Raw genomic sequence first — 20,699 nt, 5'->3', positions numbered from 1 at the left:
CCGAGCCGCTCGGGGCGTTGGTTTTTTTGTGGTGGGGGGGGGGCCCCCGCGGCCCCCCCCCCCCCCCCGCGCGGGGGGCGGGGGGGGGGGCGCCCCCCCCCCCCCCCCCCCCCCCCCCCCCCCACGATTACTCCGCCTCCGCCCCGGCCTCCGTCTGCCGCGCCGCCGCGTCGATCGCCGCCAGCGACCTGCGGACCTGGTTACGGTCCGTGGTGTACCAGAAGTCGGGCAGTGAGGACTTGAGATATCCGCCGTACCGAGCGGTGGCCAGCCGCTGGTCGAGTACGGCGACCACACCGCGGTCCCCCGACGCGCGTACGAGACGGCCGGCGCCCTGGGCCATCAGGAGCGCGGCGTGGGTGGCGGCGACCGCCATGAAGCCGTTGCCGCCGGCGTCCTCGACGGCCTTCTGCCGGGCGCTCATCAGCGGGTCGTCCGGGCGCGGGAACGGGATCTTGTCCATGACGACCAGCTGGCAGCTGGGTCCGGGGACGTCGACGCCCTGCCAGAGCGAGAGCGTGCCGAAGAGGCAGGTCCTGGGGTCGGCGGCAAAGTTCTTGATCAGCTCGCCGAGGGTCTCCTCGCCCTGCAGGAGCACCGGGAACTCGGGAATCCGGACGCGCAGTTCCTCGGCTGCCTGCTGGGCGGCCCGCATCGAGGAGAAGAGGCCGAGCGTGCGGCCGCCCGCGGCCTGGATCAGCTCGGTCAGTTCGTCGAGCATGTCGGCGCGGTCGCCGTCCCGTGCGGGGCGCGACAGGTGCTTGGCGACGTAGAGGATGCCCTGTTTCGGATAGTCGAAGGGCGAGCCGACGTCGATGCCCTTCCACTGCGGGAGGTCGTCCCCCTCCGTGCCCTCCGGGGCGAGGCCCAGGGAGGCGCCGACACCGTTGAAGTCGCCGCCGAGCTTGAGGGTCGCCGAGGTGAGGACGACCGAGCGGTCCGCGAAGAGCTTCTCCCTGAGCAGGCCGGACACGGACATCGGAGCGACCCGCAGGGAGGCGCCGAAACGGTCGTGGCGTTCGTACCAGACGACATCCCACTCGGAGCCGTTCACGATCCGCTCCGACACGTCGTGCACGGTCTCCACGGAGGCCAGTGCCTGTTTGCGGACCGCGTCCTCGTCCTGGACCGACTTGTCGCGCGTCGTGCCGAGCGCGGAGATCACGGTGCGGGCGGCGTCCCTGAGCGCCGACAGGGCGTAACCGAGGTCCTCCGGGATCTCCTCCAGGCGGCCCGGCAGCGCCAGCTCCATCAGCCGCTCGAAGCCCTCGGCTGCGGTCTGGAGCTGGTCGGCGGCCTTCTCGTCGACCAGTTTGGCGGCGCGCCGGACCGCGCGGTTGACCTGGCCCGGGGTGAGCTCGCCGGTGGCGACGCCGGTGACGCGGGAGACCAGTTCGTGCGCCTCGTCCACGATCAGCACCTCGTGCGGCGGAAGGACCGGGGCACCCTCGATGGCGTCGATGGCGAGCAGGGCGTGATTGGTGACGACCACTTCGGCGAGCTTCGCGCGCTCGCGGGCCATCTCGGCGAAGCACTCGGCGCCGTAGGCGCACTTGGAGGCGCCGAGGCACTCGCGGGAGGAGACCGAGACCTGCGCCCAGGCCTTGTCGGAGACGCCCGGTGTGAGGTCGTCGCGGTCGCCGTTCTCGGTCTCGTCGGCCCAGTCGCGCAGGCGCAGCAGGTCCTGACCGAGCTTGCTGGTGGGCGCGGCCGCCTCGAACTGGTCGAAGAGGCCCTCCTCCTCGTCCTGGGGCATGCCCTCGTGCAGCCGGTGCAGGCACACGTAGTTCGACCTGCCCTTGAGCATGGCGAACTCCGGGCGCCGGCGCAGCAGCGGGTGCAGGGAGTCGACGGTGCGCGGCAGATCCCGCTCCACGAGCTGTCTCTGCAGGGCGAGGGTCGCCGTCGCGACAACGACCCGCTCTCCGTGCGCGAGGGCGGGCACCAGGTAGCCGAGCGACTTTCCGGTGCCGGTGCCGGCCTGGACCAGCAGATGGGATCCGTCGTCGATCGCTTCGGCGACCGATTCGGCCATGGTCACCTGGCCGGGGCGCTCCGTGCCGCCGACAGCTGTGACTGCGGCATGCAGGAGTTCAGGGAGTGAGGGCTTCGTCATAGCGCGACCACCCTACGACCCGGCACTGACAACCGGGCGATCAAGGCGGGGACGAGGGGTGGGATCACGCCGGGGGCTCCTGGACGGGCGGACCAAGGGGGAAGGCGAGAGGGAAGGCCGGACCCGGGACCGGGCCGCTCGGATTTTTTTTCCGGACCGCCGGGAACTCGATCGGCCGCCGTTTCGTACTACATGTGTACACGCAATCACTCAGCGCTACATCAGATGACGTAGGGACCGGTCCCGGATCATGAGGGCGGCCCGTTTGGCAGGCAGGTCGACCTCGGAGGCGTAGCGGAAGCCCGCGTTGAGGAAGGCGGCCACGGAGGGGGTGTTGTGGAGATCGGGTTCCGCGACGACGCGGGCACAGGCGGGGCGGTGATCGAGTACGTGGTCGGCCACGGCTCTGAGCAGGGCGGACCCCAGTCCTCGTCCCCGGTCGGCGACATCGCCGACGAGAAGATGGACACCGGTGTCGTGCGGGCGGGCCGGATAGTGGCGGGCGAGCGGGTCCAGGTCGGCTCGGTAGATCTCCCAGTAGCTCATCGGGGTCCCGTCGAGCACGCCCAGACACGGCACGCTGCGTCCGTCTCCCGCGAGTTGGGCGCGCAGATGGTCCTCCGTCTGCGCGGGTGAGCCGGCCAGCTGCCAGAACGCGGCCACGGCGGGGTCGTTCATCCAGCCGCTGATGACCGGCAGGTCGCGTTCGACCTGGACCGGCAGCAGGTGGAAGGAGCCGACCGGGGTCTCGGCGGGGCCCCAGGTGCCGACCTGGTCGAGCAGGTCGGGTGAGCCGGGCTGGTCCAGGGGGCGGCCGGGTCTCTCGTGAGCGAGCCCGGGGGCTCGTCCGTCGGCCTCGGGAGTCGTCCCGGTGACGAGGGCGAGGAGTTCGCCGGGCAGGCGGAGGTCCAGGGTGTCCTCGCAGTCCCGGATGTCCTCGGCGGTTCCGGAGCGGCTGGGGTGGCCGGTGGGTCCGGGGCGGACCGCGACGGGGACGGGGCCGGTGTCGGCGCTCGCGTCGGTGGGAGGCATGGTGCGCTCCTCTCAGAAGACGAGGTGGGTCATGTTCCTCGGTCGGTGGATGAAAGGCGGTGAATGCGGATCGGCGAGCTCGGACCGGTGAATGCGGATCGGTGAACTCAGGTCGGTGAAATCGGATCGGTGAACGCGGTCGGTCGGCGAAGGGCGGTGTACGAGGGCCGGAGACGATGTCGATGGGGTCAGTCGGTGGGATCAGTCGGTGGGATCAGGACGGCCCGGAGTGGAGGGGGTTGGTGATGGTGACGTAGACGGACTGGGTGTCGACCGGGCCCACGAGTTCGTCGAGGCCGTGCAGCCGGGTCAGCAGGTTGGCCTTGCAGCGCAGGACGGGTGAGTCGAGCAGGCGGCCGGGCAGGGAGGTGCGCAGCCGGGCGGGGCCGGTGGCAGCGTCGGCGAGGAACCGGCGGAACGCCGCGAGCAGGAGCCGCTCGTCGGCGAGCCGCTGGGAGCCGAACGCGCCGATCAGGCCGAGCACGTTGTTGATGCCGAGGTAGTAGGCGAAGCGTTCGTCGGTGACCTCGTCGGAGACGAAGGTGTCGCTGTGCTCTCCGATGCCGGGCAGCCGCGAGTCGAGGTCGGCCCGTCGGGACTCGCGGAAGTAGTAGCCCTGGTTGTCGCGGTAGCGCCCGCCGGCCGGCCAGCCGTCGGCGTCCAGCAGGAGCAGGGTGTTCTGCTGGTGGGCCTCCAGGGCGATGCCCCCCTCGCTGTCGAGCCAGAGCACCGGGCGGACGACCTGCTCCAGGTAGCGCAGGAACCACTCGGCGCTGACGGCGCCCACGGGCCGGCCGGTGCGTTCGGCGAGCCGGGAGACCACCCGGGCCAGCCGGGAGCGGTACGGGCGGGGCCTGCCGTTCGCCGCCGGGGCGTCGAGGGGCCGGGGTGTAACCAGTCCGGCGACGCAGGAGACGTCGTCGGCGGGGGTGAACGGGTTGTGCCGGATGACCACGTCGAGTCCGGGTACGGGCCGGCCGTCGAGGCCGTCGACGGCCAGCCAGGCGGGGTCGCGCACGATGTCGAAGGCGGGGTGGGCGGCCTGCCACTGCTTGGCGAGGCCGGTGCGCAGCAGGCGGTGCACCTCGACGCCCCGGTGGAGTTCCTTGCGGAGGTTCTCCCGGCGGGAGTTGGTGATGCGCAGGCCGAGCGACAGCTTGAGCATGGCGGGGGCGCCGGTGCGGTGGACGGTTCGCACGGAGGAGGTGGGGTACCAGGGGGCGCCGAGCGGGCCCAGGTAGCGCAGGAGTCCGGCGTCGAGGAGGGCGGCGGTCTCCTCCCGGTGACCGATCTCGCGGGCCTGCCAGGGGTGCAGGGGCAGGGCGGCGGCGCAGCCGTCGGGCAGCGGCAGGACCGTGCCGGCCAGTCGTTCCATGAGATGCGCCGCGGGGACGGGACGGCCTCGTTCGGTCCAGGCCGAGTCGGTGACGAGCAGGGAGGAGGCGACCGCGATCCAGTGCAGGGGGAAGGAGCCGCGCAGCTCCGGTGAGTAGAGCCGGGCCTCGGACTCGGTCAGGCCCTCGCGGCTCTTCGGGGTCGGGTGGAAAGGGTGCCCGAGGAGGAGCGCCTGCTCGGCGGCGAGGAAGCGGTCGGGGCCGTCCGCGGGGTGGGCGCGCCGGTCCGCGATGAAGGCGACCGTGCGGCGCAGGGAGTCGGCGACCCGGGCCACGAGGTCGGCGCCGTCGGGGCCGGCTTCGGGATGGTCGGTGGCGCTCTCGGCCCGGTCTGCGGTGTCCGCCGGTCCCGCGGTCGTCTCGCGGGTGAGCAGGGCGGCGAGGGTGACCGCGTCGACGGCTGGGGCGGTGTCGGGGGCGCCGGCCAGGCGGGGTGGTCCGAAGCGGTGCCAGCCGGTCGGGGACCAGTGGCGGACCGGGGTGATCAGCGCCGTACCGCTGGCGGGGAGCGGGATGCGGAGGGTGCCGGTGTCGGGTGTGGGCAGGTTCGTCTCGCGTACCCAGCAGCGGAGCAGGCTCTCCACGGCGGCGGCCTGGGCGGCGATGCGCGGGTCGGGGTGTTCGAGGAGGTCTCCCGTGTCGTCGCGTGGCCGCTCGGGCGGGGAGGTACGGCCTCGCTGCTGGGGGACCGACTCGGCGAGCGGAACGGGGCGTCCCTGTGGGCCTTGGTCTCCGTTGTCGTCGGGTGCGGGGGTGGCGTTCAAGGAGGGTTCCTCGGGGCTCGGGCGGTGCGGTGTCCGGCGTCGGGCGGGCGAACCGGGCTGGTCGGGTGGCGAGTCGAGTGCTGGGAGTCGTGGTGGGAGTCGAGTGCTGAGACCTGGTGAGAGGGGTGGCGATGATGTGGGGTGGTTCGTTTCGCGGGGCGGCCGGTTCCTCCGGGGTCCGTCGGCCGGCCGGACTGCTGTCGGCGGTTCGGAGGGCAGGTCTCGTTCGGATGGTCCAGATGGTCCGGACAGTCCGAGCGGTCCCGGCCGTCGCGGTGCGCCGGTCAGCCGTCCGGCTTCTTGCGGCCCTCGGGTGGCCGGGACCCGGCACCGTGGGCGGCCGGGTCGCGGGCCACGGCCGCCACGGCGTCGGCGAGGCGGTCCAGTACGGCGGTCGCCTGTTCGTCGGTGATGGTCAGGGGCGGCAGCAGTCGTACGACACCGGCGTGGCGGCCCCCGAGTTCGACGATCAGGCCCCGTTCCAGGCAGGCGCGTTGCACGGCCGAGGCCAGTTCGGGCGCGGCGGGGCGCGGCACCGGCCGGGCTTCGCCCTCCCACCCGCTCACCGCGGCACCCCGCACCGCCGCGACCGCGTCACCGCCACCTTGAGCCCTGGCCTCCCCCGCCTCCCTCGCCTGCCTCGCCGCCGTCGCCTCCCCTGCCGCCGTCGCCTCCCCCGCCGCCCACTCCTGCTCCTCCGCGTCCCCTGTGGACTCGTCCCCCTCCGGGTCCACCAGTTCCACCCCGATCATCAGGCCGCGCCCCCGCACGTCTCCCACGCATGTGAAGTCGTTCTGGAGTGCGCGCAGTTGGGAGAGCATCCGGGCGCCGAGCAGGCCCGCTCGTTCGGCGAGGGCGTTCTCGCGGACGTGGGCGAGGGTGGCGGTGCCGGCGGCCATGGCGAGCTGGTTGCCGCGGAAGGTGCCCGCGTGCGCGCCGGGTTCCCAGACGTCGAGGTCGTCGCGGTAGACGACGACGGCGAGGGGGAGGCTGCCGCCGATGGCCTTGGACAGGACCATCACGTCGGGGGTGACCCCGCTGTGCTCGACGGCCCAGAAGGCGCCGGTCCTGCCCACCCCGGTCTGGATCTCGTCGGCGATCAGGGGGATGGAGCGGTCGGCGGTGAGCCGGCGCATCCGGCGGAGCCAGTCGTCCGGCGCGGGAATCACCCCGCCCTCGCCCTGCACGGGTTCGAGGATCATGCCGGCGGGGAGGGGGACGCCGGACTTGGGGTCGTCGAGGACGGTCTCGGTCCAGCGGGCGGCGAGTTCGGCACCGCGGGGGCCGCCGACGCCGAACGGGCAGCGGTAGTCCTGGGGGTAGGGCAGCCGGGCGACACGGACGTCGCCGGCTCCGCCGGAGGCGGCCAGGGCGCCGGTCGTCATCCCGTGGTAGGCGCCGGTGAAGGCGAGGATGCCGGTGCGGCCGGTCGCGGCCCGGACGAGTTTGAAGGCGGCCTCGACGGCGTCCGTGCCGGCGGGCCCGCAGAACTGGACGCGGGCACGGTCGGCGAGTCCGGGCGGCAGGGTCCGGAACAGTTCGGTGATGAAGGCGTCCTTGACGGGGGTCGCCAGGTCGAGGACGGAGAGCGGGGCGCCGGAGTCGAGGACCTTGCGGATCGCTTCCAGCACGACGGGGTGGTTGTGGCCGAGAGCGAGGGTGCCCGCGCCGGAGAGGCAGTCCAGGTAGCGGCGCCCGTCGGCGCCCTCGATGGTCAGGCCGCGCGCCCGCACCGGCACGATGGGCAGGGCGCGCGCGTAGGTACGCGCCCGCGACTCACGCGCCGACTGACGTCTCAGGATCCCCTCGTGCGCCCCGCGCGCTCCCCCGGACGTCCCCCCGGTCACCGACTCCGTCACGGCCACGGCTCGCTGTCCTCCCCGCTGTCCAGAGGCGAGTTGATCGGCGGGCGCCGGGCACAGACAGCCGGACCCCCACCGCTACCAACCCCGGACCGGCCTCGGGGTTACGGGTCACCACAAGATCATTGCCGTGTGCTTGCCGTGTACTTGCTCTGGCCGGCCCAGCCGGCGTTCGCCCTGCCGGGAGAGCCGTCGCGTCCGGCACCACCGGGCGCATGCGACGCGTCGGTCCCACCCGCGGACCGCGGGTGCCCCGCTGGTGGGGCCCGTAGCGAAACCGTTGCCCATCCGACGGGAGCACCGCACAGCGACCGCATAGTGTGTGGCGCTGAAGTTCCTTGCCGACAGGGGGAGTCACCACCATGCGATCCATCCGGCCGTCGTTCGCCCGCCGAGGTGGAAGGGGCGCGCCGCGTGCGCTGGCGGCCGTCGCCCTCGCCTCGGCGCTGGCGCTGACCGCCACCGCCTGCGGCGGCTCCGGCGACGACAACGCGGGCGGCGCGGCGTCCGCGTCCGCCACCGCCGACACCGGTGACGGCAAGATCAAGATCCCGGACGACATCAAGAACAAGCTCAAAGAGCACGGGATCGACATCGACAAGTGGAAGCACGGCGCCTGGAAGAACTGGGACAAGGACGACTGGCTGCGCGAGGCCAACGATTTCGTCAACCCCATCATCAAGGGCCTGTGGGACCCGAACCGGATGCGGGACGCAAACGACCCCGACAAGAACAAGGGCGTCGACGACAACGACCTCTCCGGTGACCAGGGGGTGACCGACCCGACGCCGGAGCCGGTCCAGGCGAAGGCGGTGCGGCCGGCGTACCACGCGAGCGCGGCCACGGCCGGGAAGGTCTTCTTCGACTCCCCCGAGGGCACGATGGTCTGCTCGGCGACGGTCGTCGAGGACCCGGCGCACCCGGGCAAGTCCAACCTGGTGTGGACGGCGGGGCACTGTGTGCACGCCGGCAAGAACGGCGGCTGGTACCGGAACATCGCGTTCGTGCCGTCGTACAACGACAAGGGGCTGACGGGTTCGGCGCTGACGGCGGCGACCCGTTCGGAGGTCGCGCCGTACGGCGTCTGGTGGGGCGACGGGGCGCAGACCTCGCAGCAGTGGATCGACCAGGGCGGTGAGACGGGCGGCAACGGCGCTTCGTACGACTACGCCGTGATCCATGTGACGCCGGAGCAGGGCAGTGGCGGCAAGTCGCTCGAGGAGACGGTCGGTTCGGCGCTGCCGGTGAACTTCGACGCGCCCGCGGTGCCTAAGGTGTCGAGCATCACCGCGACGGGGTATCCGGCGGCGAAGCCGTACGACGGTTCGCTGCTGTACCAGTGCGCCGACAAGCCCGGGCGGCTGTCGGTGGATGCGTCGGCGCCGACGATGTACCGGATCGGGTGCACGATGACCGGCGGGGCGTCGGGTGGTGGCTGGGTGGAGACGGGTGCCGACGGCAAGCCGGCGCTGGTGTCCAACACGTCGATCGGGCCGGTGAGTTCGGGGTGGCTGGCCGGGCCTCGGTTGGGTGATGTGGCCAAGGGCGTGTATGAGGCGGTCAGCAAGGAGTTCGCTGATCAGTGAGGGCGGTGGTTGTCGCCTTCTCGCCGTACGGGAGCCGTGCGTCGGCGACTGACCCGTCGTCGTGGTTGATCGCGCAGGTCCCCGCGCCCCTATAGGGGGCGCGACAAGGCCCGCCCCTTTGAAAGGGAGCGGGCCTTGTCAGTCGTCACGCAGTCGGAGCCGGGACATACGGCGCCAGTTCCGCCGCCAGTTCCTCGTGCACCCGGACCTTCAGGAGGGTGCCCTCGGGGGTGTGTTCCTCCGAGAGGACCTCGCCCTCGTTGTGGGCGCGGGCCACCAGCTTGCCGTGGGTGTACGGGATCAGGGCCTCGATCTCGACCGACGGGCGGGGCAGCTCGTTGTCGATCAGGGCGAGGAGTTCCTGGATGCCCTGGCCGGTGCGGGCCGAGACCGCGAGGGAGCGCTTCTCGTTGCGCAGCAGTCGCTGGAGGACCAGCGGGTCGGCCGCGTCGGCCTTGTTGATCACGACGAACTCGGGTACGCCGGTGGCGCCGACGTCCCTGATCACCTCGCGCACGGCGGCCAGCTGCTCCTCCGGGACCGGGTGCGAGCCGTCGACCACGTGGAGGATCAGGTCGGCGTCGCCGACCTCCTCCATGGTGGAGCGGAAGGCCTCGACCAGGTGGTGGGGCAGGTGGCGGACGAAACCGACGGTGTCCGCCAGGGTGTAGAGGCGCCCGCTGGGCGTCTCAGCGCGGCGGACGGTCGGGTCCAGGGTCGCGAACAGGGCGTTCTCGACCAGGACGCCGGCGCCGGTGAGGCGGTTGAGCAGGGAGGACTTCCCGGCGTTGGTGTAGCCGGCGATGGCGACGGACGGCACCTTGTTGCGGCGGCGCTCCTGGCGCTTGATCTCGCGGCCGGTCTTCATCTCCGCGATCTCCCGGCGCATCTTCGCCATCTTCTCGCGGATCCGCCGCCGGTCCGTCTCGATCTTGGTCTCACCGGGACCACGGGTGGCGAGACCGCCGCCCTTGCCGCCGCCCATCTGGCGGGACAGCGACTGACCCCAGCCGCGCAGCCTCGGCAGCATGTACTGCATCTGCGCGAGCGAGACCTGCGCCTTGCCCTCGCGGGACTTGGCGTGCTGGGCGAAGATGTCGAGGATCAGCGCGGTCCGGTCGATGACCTTGACCTTGACCACGTCCTCCAGCTGGATCAGCTGGCCCGGGCTGAGCTCACCGTCGCAGATGACGGTGTCCGCGCCGGTCTCGACGACGACGTCGCGCAGCTCCAGGGCCTTGCCGGAGCCGATGTAGGTGGCCGGGTCGGGCTTGTCGCGGCGCTGGATGACGCCGTCGAGGACGAGCGCGCCCGCGGTCTCGGCGAGCGCGGCCAGCTCCGCGAGGGAGTTGTCCGCGTCCTGCACGGTGCCCGAGGTCCACACCCCGACCAGCACGACGCGCTCCAGGCGCAGCTGCCGGTACTCGACCTCGGTGACGTCCTCGAGCTCGGTGGAGAGGCCCGCGACGCGGCGCAGGGCCGCGCGCTCGGAGCGGTCGAACTGGTCGCCGTCCCGCTCTCCGTCGATCTCGTGGCTCCAGGCGACGTCCTCTTCCATCAGGGCATCGGCCCGAAGACCGTCGGGGTAGTCCTGCGCGAGGCGCCTGGTGTCCTGGGAAGGGGAAGAAGAGGAGGTCATTGGGTCCTTACGTCGATGGGAGTGCCGTAACCGGCCGCTGTTTCTTCAACGTACGAGTACCCCGGGAGATTCCCCGCGACCCGTACCGTGCAGACCTGAGCCGACCTGAGCCGAGCTGTCGCCGGCGTCGGCCGGCGTGTGCCAGCCTCACGATGGTCGCACGGTACGCCCCGTCCCGGCACCGTGTTATTCCGGGGGCCGCCCCGCCGTCACCTCTTGGTCTGCTTCTTCGGGGCCGGGACCTGCTTCCAGTCCGGGTGGCCGGGCATCGGCGGGGTCTTCGCGCCGTACAGCCAGGCGTCGAAGAAACCGGTGAGGTCGCGGCCCGCGACCGCGGAGGCCAGGTGGACGAAGTCGGCGGTGGTGGCATTGCCGTCCTTGTGCCGCTGGACCCAGATCCGCTCCAGGCGCTCGAAGGCGGGCTTGCCGATCTCCTGGCGCAGGGCGTAGAGGGCGAGGGCCGCGCCGTCGTAGATGTTGGGGCGGAAGATGCTGATCTTCTGGCCGGGGTCGGGGGCCTTGGGCCGGGCGGGCGGTCCGCCGGCGGCGCGCCAGCGGTCGGAGGCGCCGTACGCGGCCTTCATGCGGTTGATCATGGGCTGCTTGCCCTTCTCCTCCGCGTACAGCTCCTCGTACCAGGTGGCGTGGCCCTCGTTCAGCCAGACGTCGGACCAGACGCGCGGGCTGACGCTGTCGCCGAACCACTGGTGGGACAGCTCGTGGACCATGACCGACTCGATGTACCACTTGGGGTACGCGGGCTCGGTGAACAGGTTCTTCTCGAAGAGGGAGAGGGTCTGGGTCTCCAGCTCGAAGCCGGTGGACGCCTGCGCCATGAGCACGCCGTACGTCTCGAACGGGTACGTGCCGACCTTGCTCTCCAGCCAGGCGATCTGGTCCGGGGTCTTGGCCAGCCAGGGTTCGAGCTTCTTGGCGTCGGCGCTCGGGACGACGTCGCGGACGGGTAGTCCGTGCGGTCCGGCGCGGTGCAGCACGGCGGAGCGGCCGATGGAGACCTGGGCCAGCTCGGTGGCCATGGGGTGCTCGGTGCGGTAGGTCCAGGTGGTCCGACCGCCGGTCCGGACGGCGTCGGTGGGCAGGCCGTTGGCGACGACGGTGTAGCTGTTCGGGGCGGTGACGTGGAAGGTGAACATCGCCTTGTCGGACGGGTGGTCGTTGCACGGGAAGACCAGGTGGGCGGCGTCGGCCTGGTTGGCCATGGCGAGCCCGTCGGTGGTGCGCACCCAGCCGCCGTCCTGGCCCTTGGCGGAGACCGGGTCGCTGGTGTGCTTGACCGTGATCCGCGTCCAGTCGCCCCGCCGCAGCGGCTGATCCGGAGTGACGACCAGGTCCTCGCCGGCGCTCTCGAAGGCGGCGGGCCGGCCGTCGACCTCGACGGACTCGACCTTGCCGTGCGCGAAGTCGAGGTTGAGGCGGTCCAGGTCGCTGGTGGTCCAGGCGTCGATGGTGGTCACGGCCTGCAGCGGCTTGTCGTTGCTGCCGGGATAGGTGAAGGAGAGGTCGTAGGACGCCACGTCGTACCCCGGGTTGCCGAGGTACGGGAAGAGCCGGTCGCCGACGCCGAGCGGGACCGGCGGGGCGCTCGCGCCGAGGAGGGCGACGGAGACGGCGGAGGCGAGGAGGGCGGCGGCCCGCCGGTGCCGGAGCTGTCGGGTGGCACGCTGTGCAGGGCGGCGGGTGCGGAGGGTGAGCGGCATGGACCACCGCTACCAGCACACCCCGCGTTCACGGGTACGACGCGCGACCAATCCACCCGAACGAGTAGTTCATTGGTGTTGCGCTCGGCCGACGTCGTACACACCGGGCACGTTGCGCATCGCGCGCATCAGGGCGGGCAGGTGGGCAGCGTCGGGGAGCTCGACGGTGTACGTGTGCCGGACGCGCTGCTGATCGGGCGGTTCCACGGTCGCCGAGACGATCTCGGCGCCCTCCTGGGCCATAGCCTCGGTGAGGTCGGCGAGCAGATGGGGCCGGCCGAACGATTCGGCGACCAGGGTGACCCGGCAGGCGGTGCTGTCGCCCCAGCTGACGGCCACCTCGGGGCGCCCGGTGCTCTTCATGTGCGCCACCGCGGCGCACTCCACGCGGTGCACGGTGACCACTCCGCCGCGCACGGCGAAGCCGGTGACCTCGTCGGGCGGTACGGGGGTGCAGCAGCCGGCCAGCCGTGCGGTCGCGTCCGGGCGGTCGGCGACCACGGCGCTGGCGGTCCGGGGGACGGCGCCGGGGGCGGTGCCGGAGACGGGGAAGTCGGGTACGGGACGGCTGGGGGCAGGGGCCGGGAGTTCCCCGGTGCTGTCCGGGTGAGCGACGAGCCAGCGCTGGATGGCGATCCGGGCCGCCGGGGTGTGGGCGTGCTCCAGCCACTCCCGGGAGGGCTCGGAGGCCGGGTCCTGGCCCATCAGGAGCTGGACGGTGTCGCCGTCCCTGAGGACCGTGCTGAGGGTCGCGAGGCGGCCGTTGACGCGGGCGCCGATGCAGGCGTGGGCGTCCTCGCCGTACTGGGCGTAGGCGGCGTCGACGCAGGTGGCGCCCTCGGGGAGGCCGAGGGTGCCGCCGTCGGGGCGGAAGACGGTGATCTCGCGGTCCTGGGCGAGGTCCTCGCGCAGGGTGGACCAGAAGGTGTCGGTGTCCGGGGCGGCCTTCTGCCAGTCGAGCAGGCGGGAGAGCCAGCCGGGCCGGGTGGGGTCGGCGCGCTCGCCGTCGGCCGGGGCGTCGGCGGTCTCCGCCGCGGGGGCGTCGGCGGCCGGGGCGTAGGGGTTGCCGAGGGCGACGACGCCGGCCTCGGCGACCTTGTGCATCTGGTGGGTGCGGATGAGGACCTCGGCGACCTGTCCGTCGGCGCGGGCGACCGCCGTGTGCAGCGACTGGTACAGGTTGAACTTCGGTACCGCGATGAAGTCCTTGAACTCCGAGACCACCGGGGTCAGACAGGTGTGCAGTTCGCCGAGGACGGCGTAACAGTCCGCGTCCTCGTTGACCAGCACGAGGAGCCGGCCGAAGTCGGCGCCGCGCAGCTCGCCGCGTTTGCGGCTGACGCGGTGGACGGAGACGAAGTGCCGGGGCCGGATGAGGACTTCGGCCGGGATGTCGGCCTCGCGGAGCACCCCGCGCACCTCGTCGGCGATCCCCGCGAGGGGGTCGTCGGCGCGGGCCGCGTTCTCGGCGATCAGCTCCCGGGTGTGCTCGTACTCCTCGGGGTGCAGGATCGCGAAGACCAGGTCCTCCAGCTCGGTCTTGAGCGCCTGTACGCCGAGCCGTTCGGCGAGCGGGATGAGGACGTCACGGGTGACCTTGGCGATGCGTTCCTGTTTCTCACGGCGCATCACGCCGAGGGTGCGCATGTTGTGCAGGCGGTCGGCGAGCTTGATCGACATCACGCGGACGTCGCTGCCGGTGGCGACGAGCATCTTCCGGAACGTCTCGGGTTCGGCGGCGGCCCCGTAGTCGACCTTCTCGAGTTTCGTCACCCCGTCGACCAGGTAACGGACCTCCTCGCCGAACTGTTCCCGCACCTGGTCGAGCGTCACGTCGGTGTCCTCGACGGTGTCGTGGAGCAGGGACGCCGTCAGGGTCGTGGTCTCGGCGCCGAGTTCGGCGAGGATCAGGGTGACCGCGAGGGGGTGGGTGATGTACGGCTCGCCGCTCTTGCGCATCTGGCCGCGGTGCGAGGACTCGGCCAGCACGTAGGCGCGGCGCAGGGGTTCGAGGTCGGCGTCGGGGTAGTGGGCGCGGTGCGCCTCGGCGACGTGGCCGATGGCGTCGGGGAGTCTGCCGCGGGCGGCGTTGCCGAGCAGCGCGGCCCGGCCGAGCCGGCGCAGGTCGATCCGGGGGCGGGACTTCCTGCGGACCGCCGCTGTGGGCACGACGGGACCGGGCGTCGCAGGGTTCGTGGCCTCCGCACTCATGGGCACCTCCGGCTCGTGTACCGGCGGACGGGGCCCCAGGGCATACGCGGCTCAGGGATTGGCGACGTTCCCCCGTCCGTGCCGGTGCTTGATGCTACCGAGCCCATCGCGCCCGATTGACCGGCTCCCGCCGAGCGTGAAACGGATCACCCAATCGAGCGACCATTTCGAGGTTTACGATTTTGCGCCACCTGTTCGGGGGGTGGCCGACGTTTCTCGCCAGACGGGGCAACGCGGGCCGTGCATCGGGGGGTTGGAGTACCGCCCGGACCACGGTTTACGACGTGCAGTCAGCTCAACGGACGGCGCTTTCCAGCCACTCCGAACTGATCTCGCCCGTGGCGACAATCACTGCGGGGCCGGTCATCTCGATCTCGCCGTCGGGCCGCTCGGTGATGACGAGCCGTCCGCCGGGCACGTCCACGGTGTACGTCGCCGGGGCGCCGGTGGCCGAGGGGTCGGCGCCGTCGCGGCGGGCGGCGGCCACGGCGACCGCGCAGGCGCCGGTGCCGCAGGAGCGGGTCTCGCCGGAGCCGCGCTCGTGCACGCGCATGGCGACGTGACGGGGGCCGCGGTCGACGACGAACTCGACGTTGACCCCTTCGGGGTAGGCCGACGGGGGGCTGAAGGGGGGCGGGGTGCAGAGGTCGCCGGCGTCGGCGAGGTCCGCGACGAAGGCGACGGCGTGCGGGTTGCCCATGTTCACGTTCCGCGCGGGCCAGGTGCGGTCGCCGACACTGACGGTCACGTCACCCTCGGGGAGGCGGGCGGTGCCCATGCCGACGGTGACGTCACCGTTCTTGGCGATGTGGACGGTCTTGACGCCGCCGCGGGTGGCGACGGCGAGGTCGCCCTCCGTGGCGTGGCCGGCGTGCTGGAGGTAGCGGGCGAAGACGCGGACGCCGTTGCCGCACATCTCGGCGATCGAGCCGTCGCCGTTGCGGTAGTCCATGAACCACTCGGCGTCGGCGGCCATCCCCTTGGCCTCGGGGTGCGCGGCGGACCGTACGACGTGCAGCACGCCGTCGGCGCCGATGCCTGAGCGGCGGTCGCAGAGGGCGGCTACGGCGGCCGGGGTGAGGTCCAGGGCGTTGTCGGGGTCCGGGACGATCACGAAGTCGTTCTCGGTGCCGTGGCCCTTGAGGAAGGGGATGCTCATTCTTCGAGGGTAAAGGAGGGGTGGGGGGTGGTTCCGGTGGTGGTCCGGGTGCGAGCCCGGTGGGGGCTGAGCGCGCAGTTCCCCGCGCCCCTTTCGGGGCGCTCCAGCTGGGGCGTTTTCAGCTCGGGCGTGCTTCAGCCTGCGCCGACGTCAGCGCAGGCGCGCCACGCGCCACACCGCCAGGACGACCACGATCGCGACCAGGATCACGTAGCCGATCACCACGCGCCAGTCGGGCCTGCGGGTCGAGCCCCTCGGCGGGAGGCCGGGCCAGGTGTAGCCGACCTTCCTGGCCGCCATCATGCCCCAGCCCGCGGCGCAGGAGCAGATCAGCAGGCCCAGCATCGCGATCACCGCGCCGCTGTCGCCGAAGTCGAAGGCCAGCGGGAAGGCGAACATCAGGGAGCCGACCGCGGCCAGGCCGACGATGGGGGCCAGCTGCCACAGGCGCAGGCGGCGCTGCGGGCGGAGCTCCACCTCGACCTCGGGGCCGCTCGCGAACATCTCCTCCGGCTCGGGGCCGTCGGCGGTGACGCCGCCGCCCACCGTGTCGTCCGGACCGTCCGGCGAGAGTCGCCCCTCGGCCTCCTCGGCCTCACCCGGTTCGAGGGCCTCGACGGCGACGTGCTCGGTGTCTTGTGCGGTGTCGCGAGGGCCGGCCTCCATCGCCACGCGCCCTCCCAACCTAGGACTCCACTTGCGATCGAAGCTCGATGATGGCACGGCACCGGAGGCCCCGATGACCGGTGGCGCATCCCGATGCCATGACGTGATCAGGCTGTGACCGGTCGTTCGACCAACGCCAGGGCCAGCCGCGGAAGTTCCTCGCGGTCCGCCGCGGCCCCACTCAACCAGTGCACGCGGGGGTCGCGCCTGAACCACGAATCCTGGCGGCGCGCGAAGCGCTTGGTGGCACGGACGGTCTCGGCCCTTGCTTCCGCTTCCGTGCAGTCGCCTGCGAGCGCCGTCAGGACCTGCTGGTAGCCGAGGGCGCGCGACGCCGTGCGGCCCTCGCGCAGCCCGTGCGCCTCCAGTGCGCGCACCTCTGCCACGAGTCCGTCCTCCCACATCCGGTCGACGCGCAGCGCGATGCGCTCGTCGAGTTCGGGACGGGCCACGTCGACGCCGATCTGGACGGTGTCGTAGACCGAGTCGTGGCCGGGCAGGTTGGCGGTGAAGGGGCGCCCGGTGATCTCGATCACCTCCAGCGCGCGGACGATACGGCGGCCGTTGCTGGGCAGGATCGCGCGGCCCGCCCCGGGGTCGGCGGCGGACAACCGGGCATGCAGGGCGCCGGAGCCGCGCAGCGCGAGCTCGTCCTCCAGGCGGGCCCGGACCTCGGGGTCGGTGCCGGGGAACTCCAGGTTGTCGACGGCGCCCCGGACGTACAGCCCGCTGCCGCCGACCAGGATCGGCCAGCGGCCCTCGACGAGCAGGGCGTCGATGCGGGCGCGGGCGAGCCGCTGGTACTCCGCGACGGAGGCGGTGACGGTGACGTCCCAGATGTCGAGCAGGTGGTGCGGGACGCCTGCGCGCTCCTCGGGCGTCAGTTTGGCGGTGCCGATGTCCATCCCCCGGTACAGCTGCATGGAGTCGGCGTTGACAACCTCGCCGCCGAGCCGTTGGGCCAGGAAGACGCCGAGGTCGGACTTTCCGGCCGCGGTGGGGCCGACGACGGCGATGACACGGGGGGCGGGGGGTGCGCTGCTCACCGCACCAGTCTCGCAAACCTCGGAGACCGGTCTCGAACGAGTTACGTGACGGAGCGTGTCCGGCTTCGTTGCCCGTTGCGAGGTTCCCGCCACCGCCGCCGAGAGGTCGCGACCGGTCCGGCGCAATCGGACGCACCGGGGTCACGCGGGATTTCGCTCGCACGAGTAACGTATGGAGTGGATATGGGCGTTTTTGCACGGTTCCTTGGGAAGAAGCAGAAGGCGTCGGAAGAGCCGAGGACGCCGGAAGAGCCTGAGGTCGAGGCGTCGGCCGGTGCCGGGCCCGACGGGCCCGGAGCGGAGAACGCCGCGGAGGAGGCGGCCGAGGCCGTGGCCGAGGCGAAGGGCTCCGGCGAGGACGACGGCCGGGACGCGAGGGCGGAGACGGAGCGCGCCGCTGCCGCCGCGGACACCGAGATCCCCAAGCAGCAGTCCGCCAAGGAGGCCGCCGACAACGAGTCCGGCGAGAACGCCCGCACATAACGGCCCGCGAGGGAAGCCATAGGGAAGGTAACCATGGGTCTTTTGGACAATTTGAAGGCCAAGCTCGCCCCGGCCAAGGACAAGGCCTCTCACCTCGCGCAGCAGCACGAGGACAAGATCGACAAGCTGCAGCACGGCATCGACAAGGCCGCGCGGGTCGTCGACGAGAAGACCAAGGGCAAGTACAGCGACAAGATCCAGACGGGTACGGGCAGGGCCAAGGGCGCCGTGGACCGGTTCGTGCACCCGGACGCCATGGGCGGTACGACGCCCGACCCCACCGCCCCGACCCGGCCGGAGGGGCCGCCGTCGGCTTCCTGAGCCGGGCGGGTCCCGGCGCAGATCGGCGGACGGCCGAGAGTCACCCGACTCCCGGCCGTCCGCCGTTTCGGCAGCCGTTCAGGACCAGGCCGCCACCAGGTAGCAGACGCCGTACGGTGCGTCGTCGTAGAGGAGGGCCCCGGCGAGGCCGGCGTCCTCGGCCGCGCCGGCGAGGATCTGCCAGGGGGCCCGGCCGGCGGCCTTGAGCCGGTGGGCCAGGTCGGTGTCGAGGGCCTTGATCGCCTCGATGTCGGCGGCGCCCAGCGCGCGGGCGGCCTCGGCGTCGAAGGGGGCCGCCCGTTCGTCCAGGTAGCCCGGTGCCTTGAGGGTGCGGCAGGCGCTGGCGTCGCCCATCACCAGCATCGCCACCCGCTCGGCGCGGCCGGCGATCTCCCGGCCGGCCAGGACGCACCGCTCGGTCTCCAGGGGCTCGCCGACGCCGAGCCCCTCGACGGGCGCGTCGGCCCAGCCGGTGCGCTCCAGCAGCCAGGCGCCGACGGCGAGCGAGGGCGGCAGCTCGCGCTCACCGTCCGGCTCCGGCCCGCCCTCCGGCCCGCCTGCGGGGCCGCCGCCCAGCCGTACGTCGACCTCGGCCCCGAAGCCCCGGAAAGTACCCCGGCTGCCCTGCGGGAACACGCCGCGTCCCGGCTGTTCGGCGGGTCCCACCACCACCAGGAGGTCGGGCCGGGCGACGGCGAGCACCCCGAGCGCGTCGGTGCAGGCGGCACGCGCGGCGTCCAGCTCCGGCGCGGCTCCCGCGGCGAGCTCGGGGACGAGCACGGGCGGGCAGGGACAGACTGCTGCTGCGACAAGCATGATCGGCAGCCTACTGCGGGTACACGGGCGCAGGACCGCTGCTCCACGCCAGTTCCGCCAGCCGGTAGAACACACGGTGCGTGGACATCATGCCGACGATGTGGACGTAGTACTCGTCCCCGTCCCCCACCCGGAACACCTCACGGCGCTGCTGGCGCAGACCAGTGCGCGGACGGTGGGTACAGGCGACCTCGTACAGGGTGGCCCGGGCCTGCTCCTGGGTGCTCTCGAAGCGGGTGACCTCTTCGACCTTGTAGTACTCCCCGTTCCCGAACTGCACGACAACCACCCAGCGCGCCATGCTCCGCCCCCGTCCGATCGACGTGAGGAGTATGGCGCGTGTTCAGTGCGCCGCGCAGCCTCCGGTGGCCGCCGGCAGCGGCTCCGGCACGCCGATCCCCGGCAGCCCCAGCAGCACGCCGGCCGGCCTGGCCGCCCCGGCCGCGTTGCGCTTCTCCCAGGCGTCGCCGGCGCGGGTGCGGCGGACGGCGAGCGTCGGGCCCTCGGCGAGGAGGTGGTGCGGGGCGGCGTAGGTGATCTCGACCGTGACGACGTCGCCGGGGCGGACCTCCTGGTCCGGCTTGGTGAAGTGGACCAGGCGGTTGTCGGGGGCGCGGCCGGAGAGGCGGTGGGTGGCGCCGTCCTTGCGGCCCTCGCCCTCGGCGACCATCAGGTCGAGCGTGCGGCCGACCTGCTTCTTGTTCTCGTCCCAGGAGATCTCCTCCTGGAGGGCGACGAGACGCTCGTAGCGCGCCTGGACGACCTCCTTGGGGATCTGGTCCTCCATGGTGGCGGCGGGGGTGCCGGGCCGCTTGGAGTACTGGAAGGTGAAGGCCTGCGTGAAGCGGGCCTCGCGGACCGCGTGCATGGTCTGCTCGAAGTCCTCCTCGGTCTCGCCGGGGAAGCCCACGATGATGTCGGTGGTGATCGCCGCGTGCGGGATGGCGGCCCGCACCTTCTCGATGATCCCGAGGTAGCGCTCCTGCCGGTAGGACCGGCGCATGGCCTTCAGGACCGTGTCCGAACCGGACTGCATCGGCATGTGCAGCTGCGGCATGACGTTCGGCGTCTCCGCCATGGCCTCGATCACGTCGTCGGTGAAGTCACGGGGATGCGGGGAGGTGAACCGCACCCGCTCCAGGCCCTCGATGGTGCCGCAGGCGCGCAGCAGCTTGCTGAAGGCCTCGCGGTCGCCGATGTCGGAGCCGTAGGCGTTGACGTTCTGGCCGAGCAGCGTGATCTCGGAGACGCCCTCGGCGACCAGGGCCTCGATCTCGGCGAGGATGTCGCCCGTGCGGCGGTCCTTCTCCTTGCCGCGCAGGGCCGGGACGATGCAGAAGGTGCAGGTGTTGTTGCAGCCGACGGAGATCGACACCCAGGCCGCGTAGGCGCTCTCGCGGCGGGTCGGCAGAGTGGAGGGAAACGCCTCCAGCGACTCCGCGATCTCCACCTGGGCCTCCTCCTGGACCCGGGCGCGCTCCAGCAGGACCGGCAGCTTGCCGATGTTGTGCGTGCCGAAGACGACGTCGACCCAGGGGGCCTTCCGCACGATGGTGTCGCGGTCCTTCTGCGCCAGGCAGCCGCCGACCGCGATCTGCATGCCGGGGCGGGACGCCTTCCTCGGCGCGAGCCGGCCGAGGTTGCCGTAGAGCCGGTTGTCGGCGTTCTCGCGGACCGCGCAGGTGTTGAAAACGACCACGTCGGCGTCGCCGTCCGCCCCTTCGGGGGCGCGCACGTAACCGGCGTCCTCCAGCAGCCCGGACAATCGCTCGGAGTCATGGACGTTCATCTGGCACCCGTAGGTGCGCACTTCGTAGGTCCTGGGTGCCTGAACGTCCACTACCGGGCTCCGGTCGCTGCTGCTGGTCATGGGTCAAGGGTAGGCG

At 72.2% G+C, this 20,699-nt stretch carries 16 protein-coding genes; 3 read left to right on the top strand and 13 right to left on the bottom strand.

Features of this window, described 5'->3' with window-relative positions; genetic code table 11:
• Positions 1–127: 127 nt before the first annotated feature.
• The 4 genes from ACGF5O_RS14480 to ACGF5O_RS14465 all read right to left on the bottom strand — a co-directional run bounded on the left by ACGF5O_RS14480 (position 128) and on the right by ACGF5O_RS14465 (position 7,171).
• Positions 128–2,116, bottom strand: a complete 1,989-nt coding sequence (locus tag ACGF5O_RS14480) for an ATP-dependent DNA helicase (RefSeq protein WP_393810213.1) — start codon at positions 2,114–2,116, stop codon at positions 128–130.
• A gap of 216 nt (positions 2,117–2,332) precedes the next feature.
• On the bottom strand, positions 2,333–3,148 hold the full coding sequence (locus ACGF5O_RS14475) for a GNAT family N-acetyltransferase (RefSeq protein ID WP_393810212.1): 816 nt from the start codon (positions 3,146–3,148) through the stop codon (positions 2,333–2,335).
• 214 nt (positions 3,149–3,362) lie between these two features.
• Positions 3,363–5,306, bottom strand: coding sequence for an IucA/IucC family protein (locus tag ACGF5O_RS14470; protein WP_393810211.1), 1,944 nt, complete (start codon positions 5,304–5,306; stop codon positions 3,363–3,365).
• Between the two features lie 284 nt (positions 5,307–5,590).
• A complete protein-coding gene (locus ACGF5O_RS14465) occupies positions 5,591–7,171 on the bottom strand; it encodes a diaminobutyrate--2-oxoglutarate transaminase family protein (RefSeq protein ID WP_393810210.1) in 1,581 nt (526 codons plus the stop codon).
• 359 nt (positions 7,172–7,530) lie between these two features.
• Between ACGF5O_RS14465 and ACGF5O_RS14460 the strand changes: the two genes are divergently transcribed.
• A complete protein-coding gene (locus ACGF5O_RS14460; RefSeq protein ID WP_393810209.1) occupies positions 7,531–8,754 on the top strand; it encodes a trypsin-like serine peptidase in 1,224 nt (407 codons plus the stop codon).
• A gap of 145 nt (positions 8,755–8,899) precedes the next feature.
• Here ACGF5O_RS14460 and hflX read toward each other — a convergent pair whose 3' ends face one another.
• The 6 genes from hflX to miaA all read right to left on the bottom strand — a co-directional run bounded on the left by hflX (position 8,900) and on the right by miaA (position 17,193).
• Positions 8,900–10,393: a GTPase HflX gene (gene hflX, locus ACGF5O_RS14455; protein WP_393810208.1), complete on the bottom strand. Its 1,494-nt coding sequence runs from the start codon at positions 10,391–10,393 to the stop codon at positions 8,900–8,902.
• A gap of 209 nt (positions 10,394–10,602) precedes the next feature.
• Positions 10,603–12,111, bottom strand: a complete 1,509-nt coding sequence (locus tag ACGF5O_RS14450) for a M1 family metallopeptidase (protein ID WP_393810207.1) — start codon at positions 12,109–12,111, stop codon at positions 10,603–10,605.
• Between the two features lie 69 nt (positions 12,112–12,180).
• The gene (locus ACGF5O_RS14445; RefSeq protein ID WP_393810206.1) at positions 12,181–14,322 is read right to left on the bottom strand and encodes a RelA/SpoT family protein; all 2,142 of its coding nucleotides are present in this window, start codon (positions 14,320–14,322) and stop codon (positions 12,181–12,183) included.
• Between the two features lie 295 nt (positions 14,323–14,617).
• Positions 14,618–15,481, bottom strand: coding sequence for a diaminopimelate epimerase (dapF, locus tag ACGF5O_RS14440; RefSeq protein ID WP_393810205.1), 864 nt, complete (start codon positions 15,479–15,481; stop codon positions 14,618–14,620).
• Between the two features lie 150 nt (positions 15,482–15,631).
• Positions 15,632–16,147 carry a hypothetical protein gene (locus ACGF5O_RS14435; protein ID WP_362598296.1) on the bottom strand — a complete coding sequence of 172 codons (516 nt, stop codon included), beginning with the start codon at positions 16,145–16,147 and terminating at the stop codon, positions 15,632–15,634.
• A gap of 107 nt (positions 16,148–16,254) precedes the next feature.
• Complete coding sequence (gene miaA / locus ACGF5O_RS14430) at positions 16,255–17,193, bottom strand: tRNA (adenosine(37)-N6)-dimethylallyltransferase MiaA (protein ID WP_393810204.1); 939 nt, start codon at positions 17,191–17,193, stop codon at positions 16,255–16,257.
• A gap of 183 nt (positions 17,194–17,376) precedes the next feature.
• On the opposite strand from miaA, the gene ACGF5O_RS14425 reads away from it, so the two are divergent.
• Both ACGF5O_RS14425 and ACGF5O_RS14420 read left to right on the top strand, forming a co-directional pair.
• Entirely contained in the window at positions 17,377–17,676 is a 300-nt protein-coding gene (locus ACGF5O_RS14425) for a hypothetical protein (RefSeq protein ID WP_393810203.1), read from the top strand.
• A gap of 33 nt (positions 17,677–17,709) precedes the next feature.
• Positions 17,710–17,997: an antitoxin gene (locus ACGF5O_RS14420; RefSeq protein WP_393810202.1), complete on the top strand. Its 288-nt coding sequence runs from the start codon at positions 17,710–17,712 to the stop codon at positions 17,995–17,997.
• 78 nt (positions 17,998–18,075) lie between these two features.
• Here ACGF5O_RS14420 and ACGF5O_RS14415 read toward each other — a convergent pair whose 3' ends face one another.
• From ACGF5O_RS14415 to miaB, 3 genes are read right to left on the bottom strand one after another with little or no spacing between them, the layout of a single operon-like run.
• Positions 18,076–18,813, bottom strand: coding sequence for a class III extradiol dioxygenase subunit B-like domain-containing protein (locus ACGF5O_RS14415; protein ID WP_393810201.1), 738 nt, complete (start codon positions 18,811–18,813; stop codon positions 18,076–18,078).
• Between the two features lie 10 nt (positions 18,814–18,823).
• The gene (locus ACGF5O_RS14410; RefSeq protein WP_393810200.1) at positions 18,824–19,114 is read right to left on the bottom strand and encodes a hypothetical protein; all 291 of its coding nucleotides are present in this window, start codon (positions 19,112–19,114) and stop codon (positions 18,824–18,826) included.
• A 42-nt stretch (positions 19,115–19,156) separates the two neighbouring features.
• On the bottom strand, positions 19,157–20,683 hold the full coding sequence (miaB, locus tag ACGF5O_RS14405; RefSeq protein WP_393810199.1) for a tRNA (N6-isopentenyl adenosine(37)-C2)-methylthiotransferase MiaB: 1,527 nt from the start codon (positions 20,681–20,683) through the stop codon (positions 19,157–19,159).
• Positions 20,684–20,699 lie beyond the last annotated feature (16 nt).

It is taken from the genome of Streptomyces sp. NPDC048291 (assembly GCF_043201715.1).
Lineage (GTDB): Bacteria > Actinomycetota > Actinomycetes > Streptomycetales > Streptomycetaceae > Streptomyces.
This window is presented reverse-complemented; position numbering and strand designations above follow the sequence as displayed.

Coding starts and splice junctions, on each gene's coding strand:
- ACGF5O_RS14480 (WP_393810213.1), bottom strand. CDS start 2,116: ATGACGAAGCCCTCACTCCCTGAACTCCTGCATGCCGCAGTCACAGCT.
- ACGF5O_RS14475 (WP_393810212.1), bottom strand. CDS start 3,148: ATGCCTCCCACCGACGCGAGCGCCGACACCGGCCCCGTCCCCGTCGCG.
- ACGF5O_RS14460 (WP_393810209.1), top strand. CDS start 7,531: ATGCGATCCATCCGGCCGTCGTTCGCCCGCCGAGGTGGAAGGGGCGCG.
- hflX (WP_393810208.1), bottom strand. CDS start 10,393: ATGACCTCCTCTTCTTCCCCTTCCCAGGACACCAGGCGCCTCGCGCAG.
- ACGF5O_RS14450 (WP_393810207.1), bottom strand. CDS start 12,111: ATGCCGCTCACCCTCCGCACCCGCCGCCCTGCACAGCGTGCCACCCGA.
- ACGF5O_RS14445 (WP_393810206.1), bottom strand. CDS start 14,322: ATGAGTGCGGAGGCCACGAACCCTGCGACGCCCGGTCCCGTCGTGCCC.
- dapF (WP_393810205.1), bottom strand. CDS start 15,481: ATGAGCATCCCCTTCCTCAAGGGCCACGGCACCGAGAACGACTTCGTG.
- ACGF5O_RS14435 (WP_362598296.1), bottom strand. CDS start 16,147: ATGGAGGCCGGCCCTCGCGACACCGCACAAGACACCGAGCACGTCGCC.
- ACGF5O_RS14425 (WP_393810203.1), top strand. CDS start 17,377: ATGGGCGTTTTTGCACGGTTCCTTGGGAAGAAGCAGAAGGCGTCGGAA.
- ACGF5O_RS14420 (WP_393810202.1), top strand. CDS start 17,710: ATGGGTCTTTTGGACAATTTGAAGGCCAAGCTCGCCCCGGCCAAGGAC.
- ACGF5O_RS14415 (WP_393810201.1), bottom strand. CDS start 18,813: ATGCTTGTCGCAGCAGCAGTCTGTCCCTGCCCGCCCGTGCTCGTCCCC.
- ACGF5O_RS14410 (WP_393810200.1), bottom strand. CDS start 19,114: ATGGCGCGCTGGGTGGTTGTCGTGCAGTTCGGGAACGGGGAGTACTAC.
- miaB (WP_393810199.1), bottom strand. CDS start 20,683: ATGACCAGCAGCAGCGACCGGAGCCCGGTAGTGGACGTTCAGGCACCC.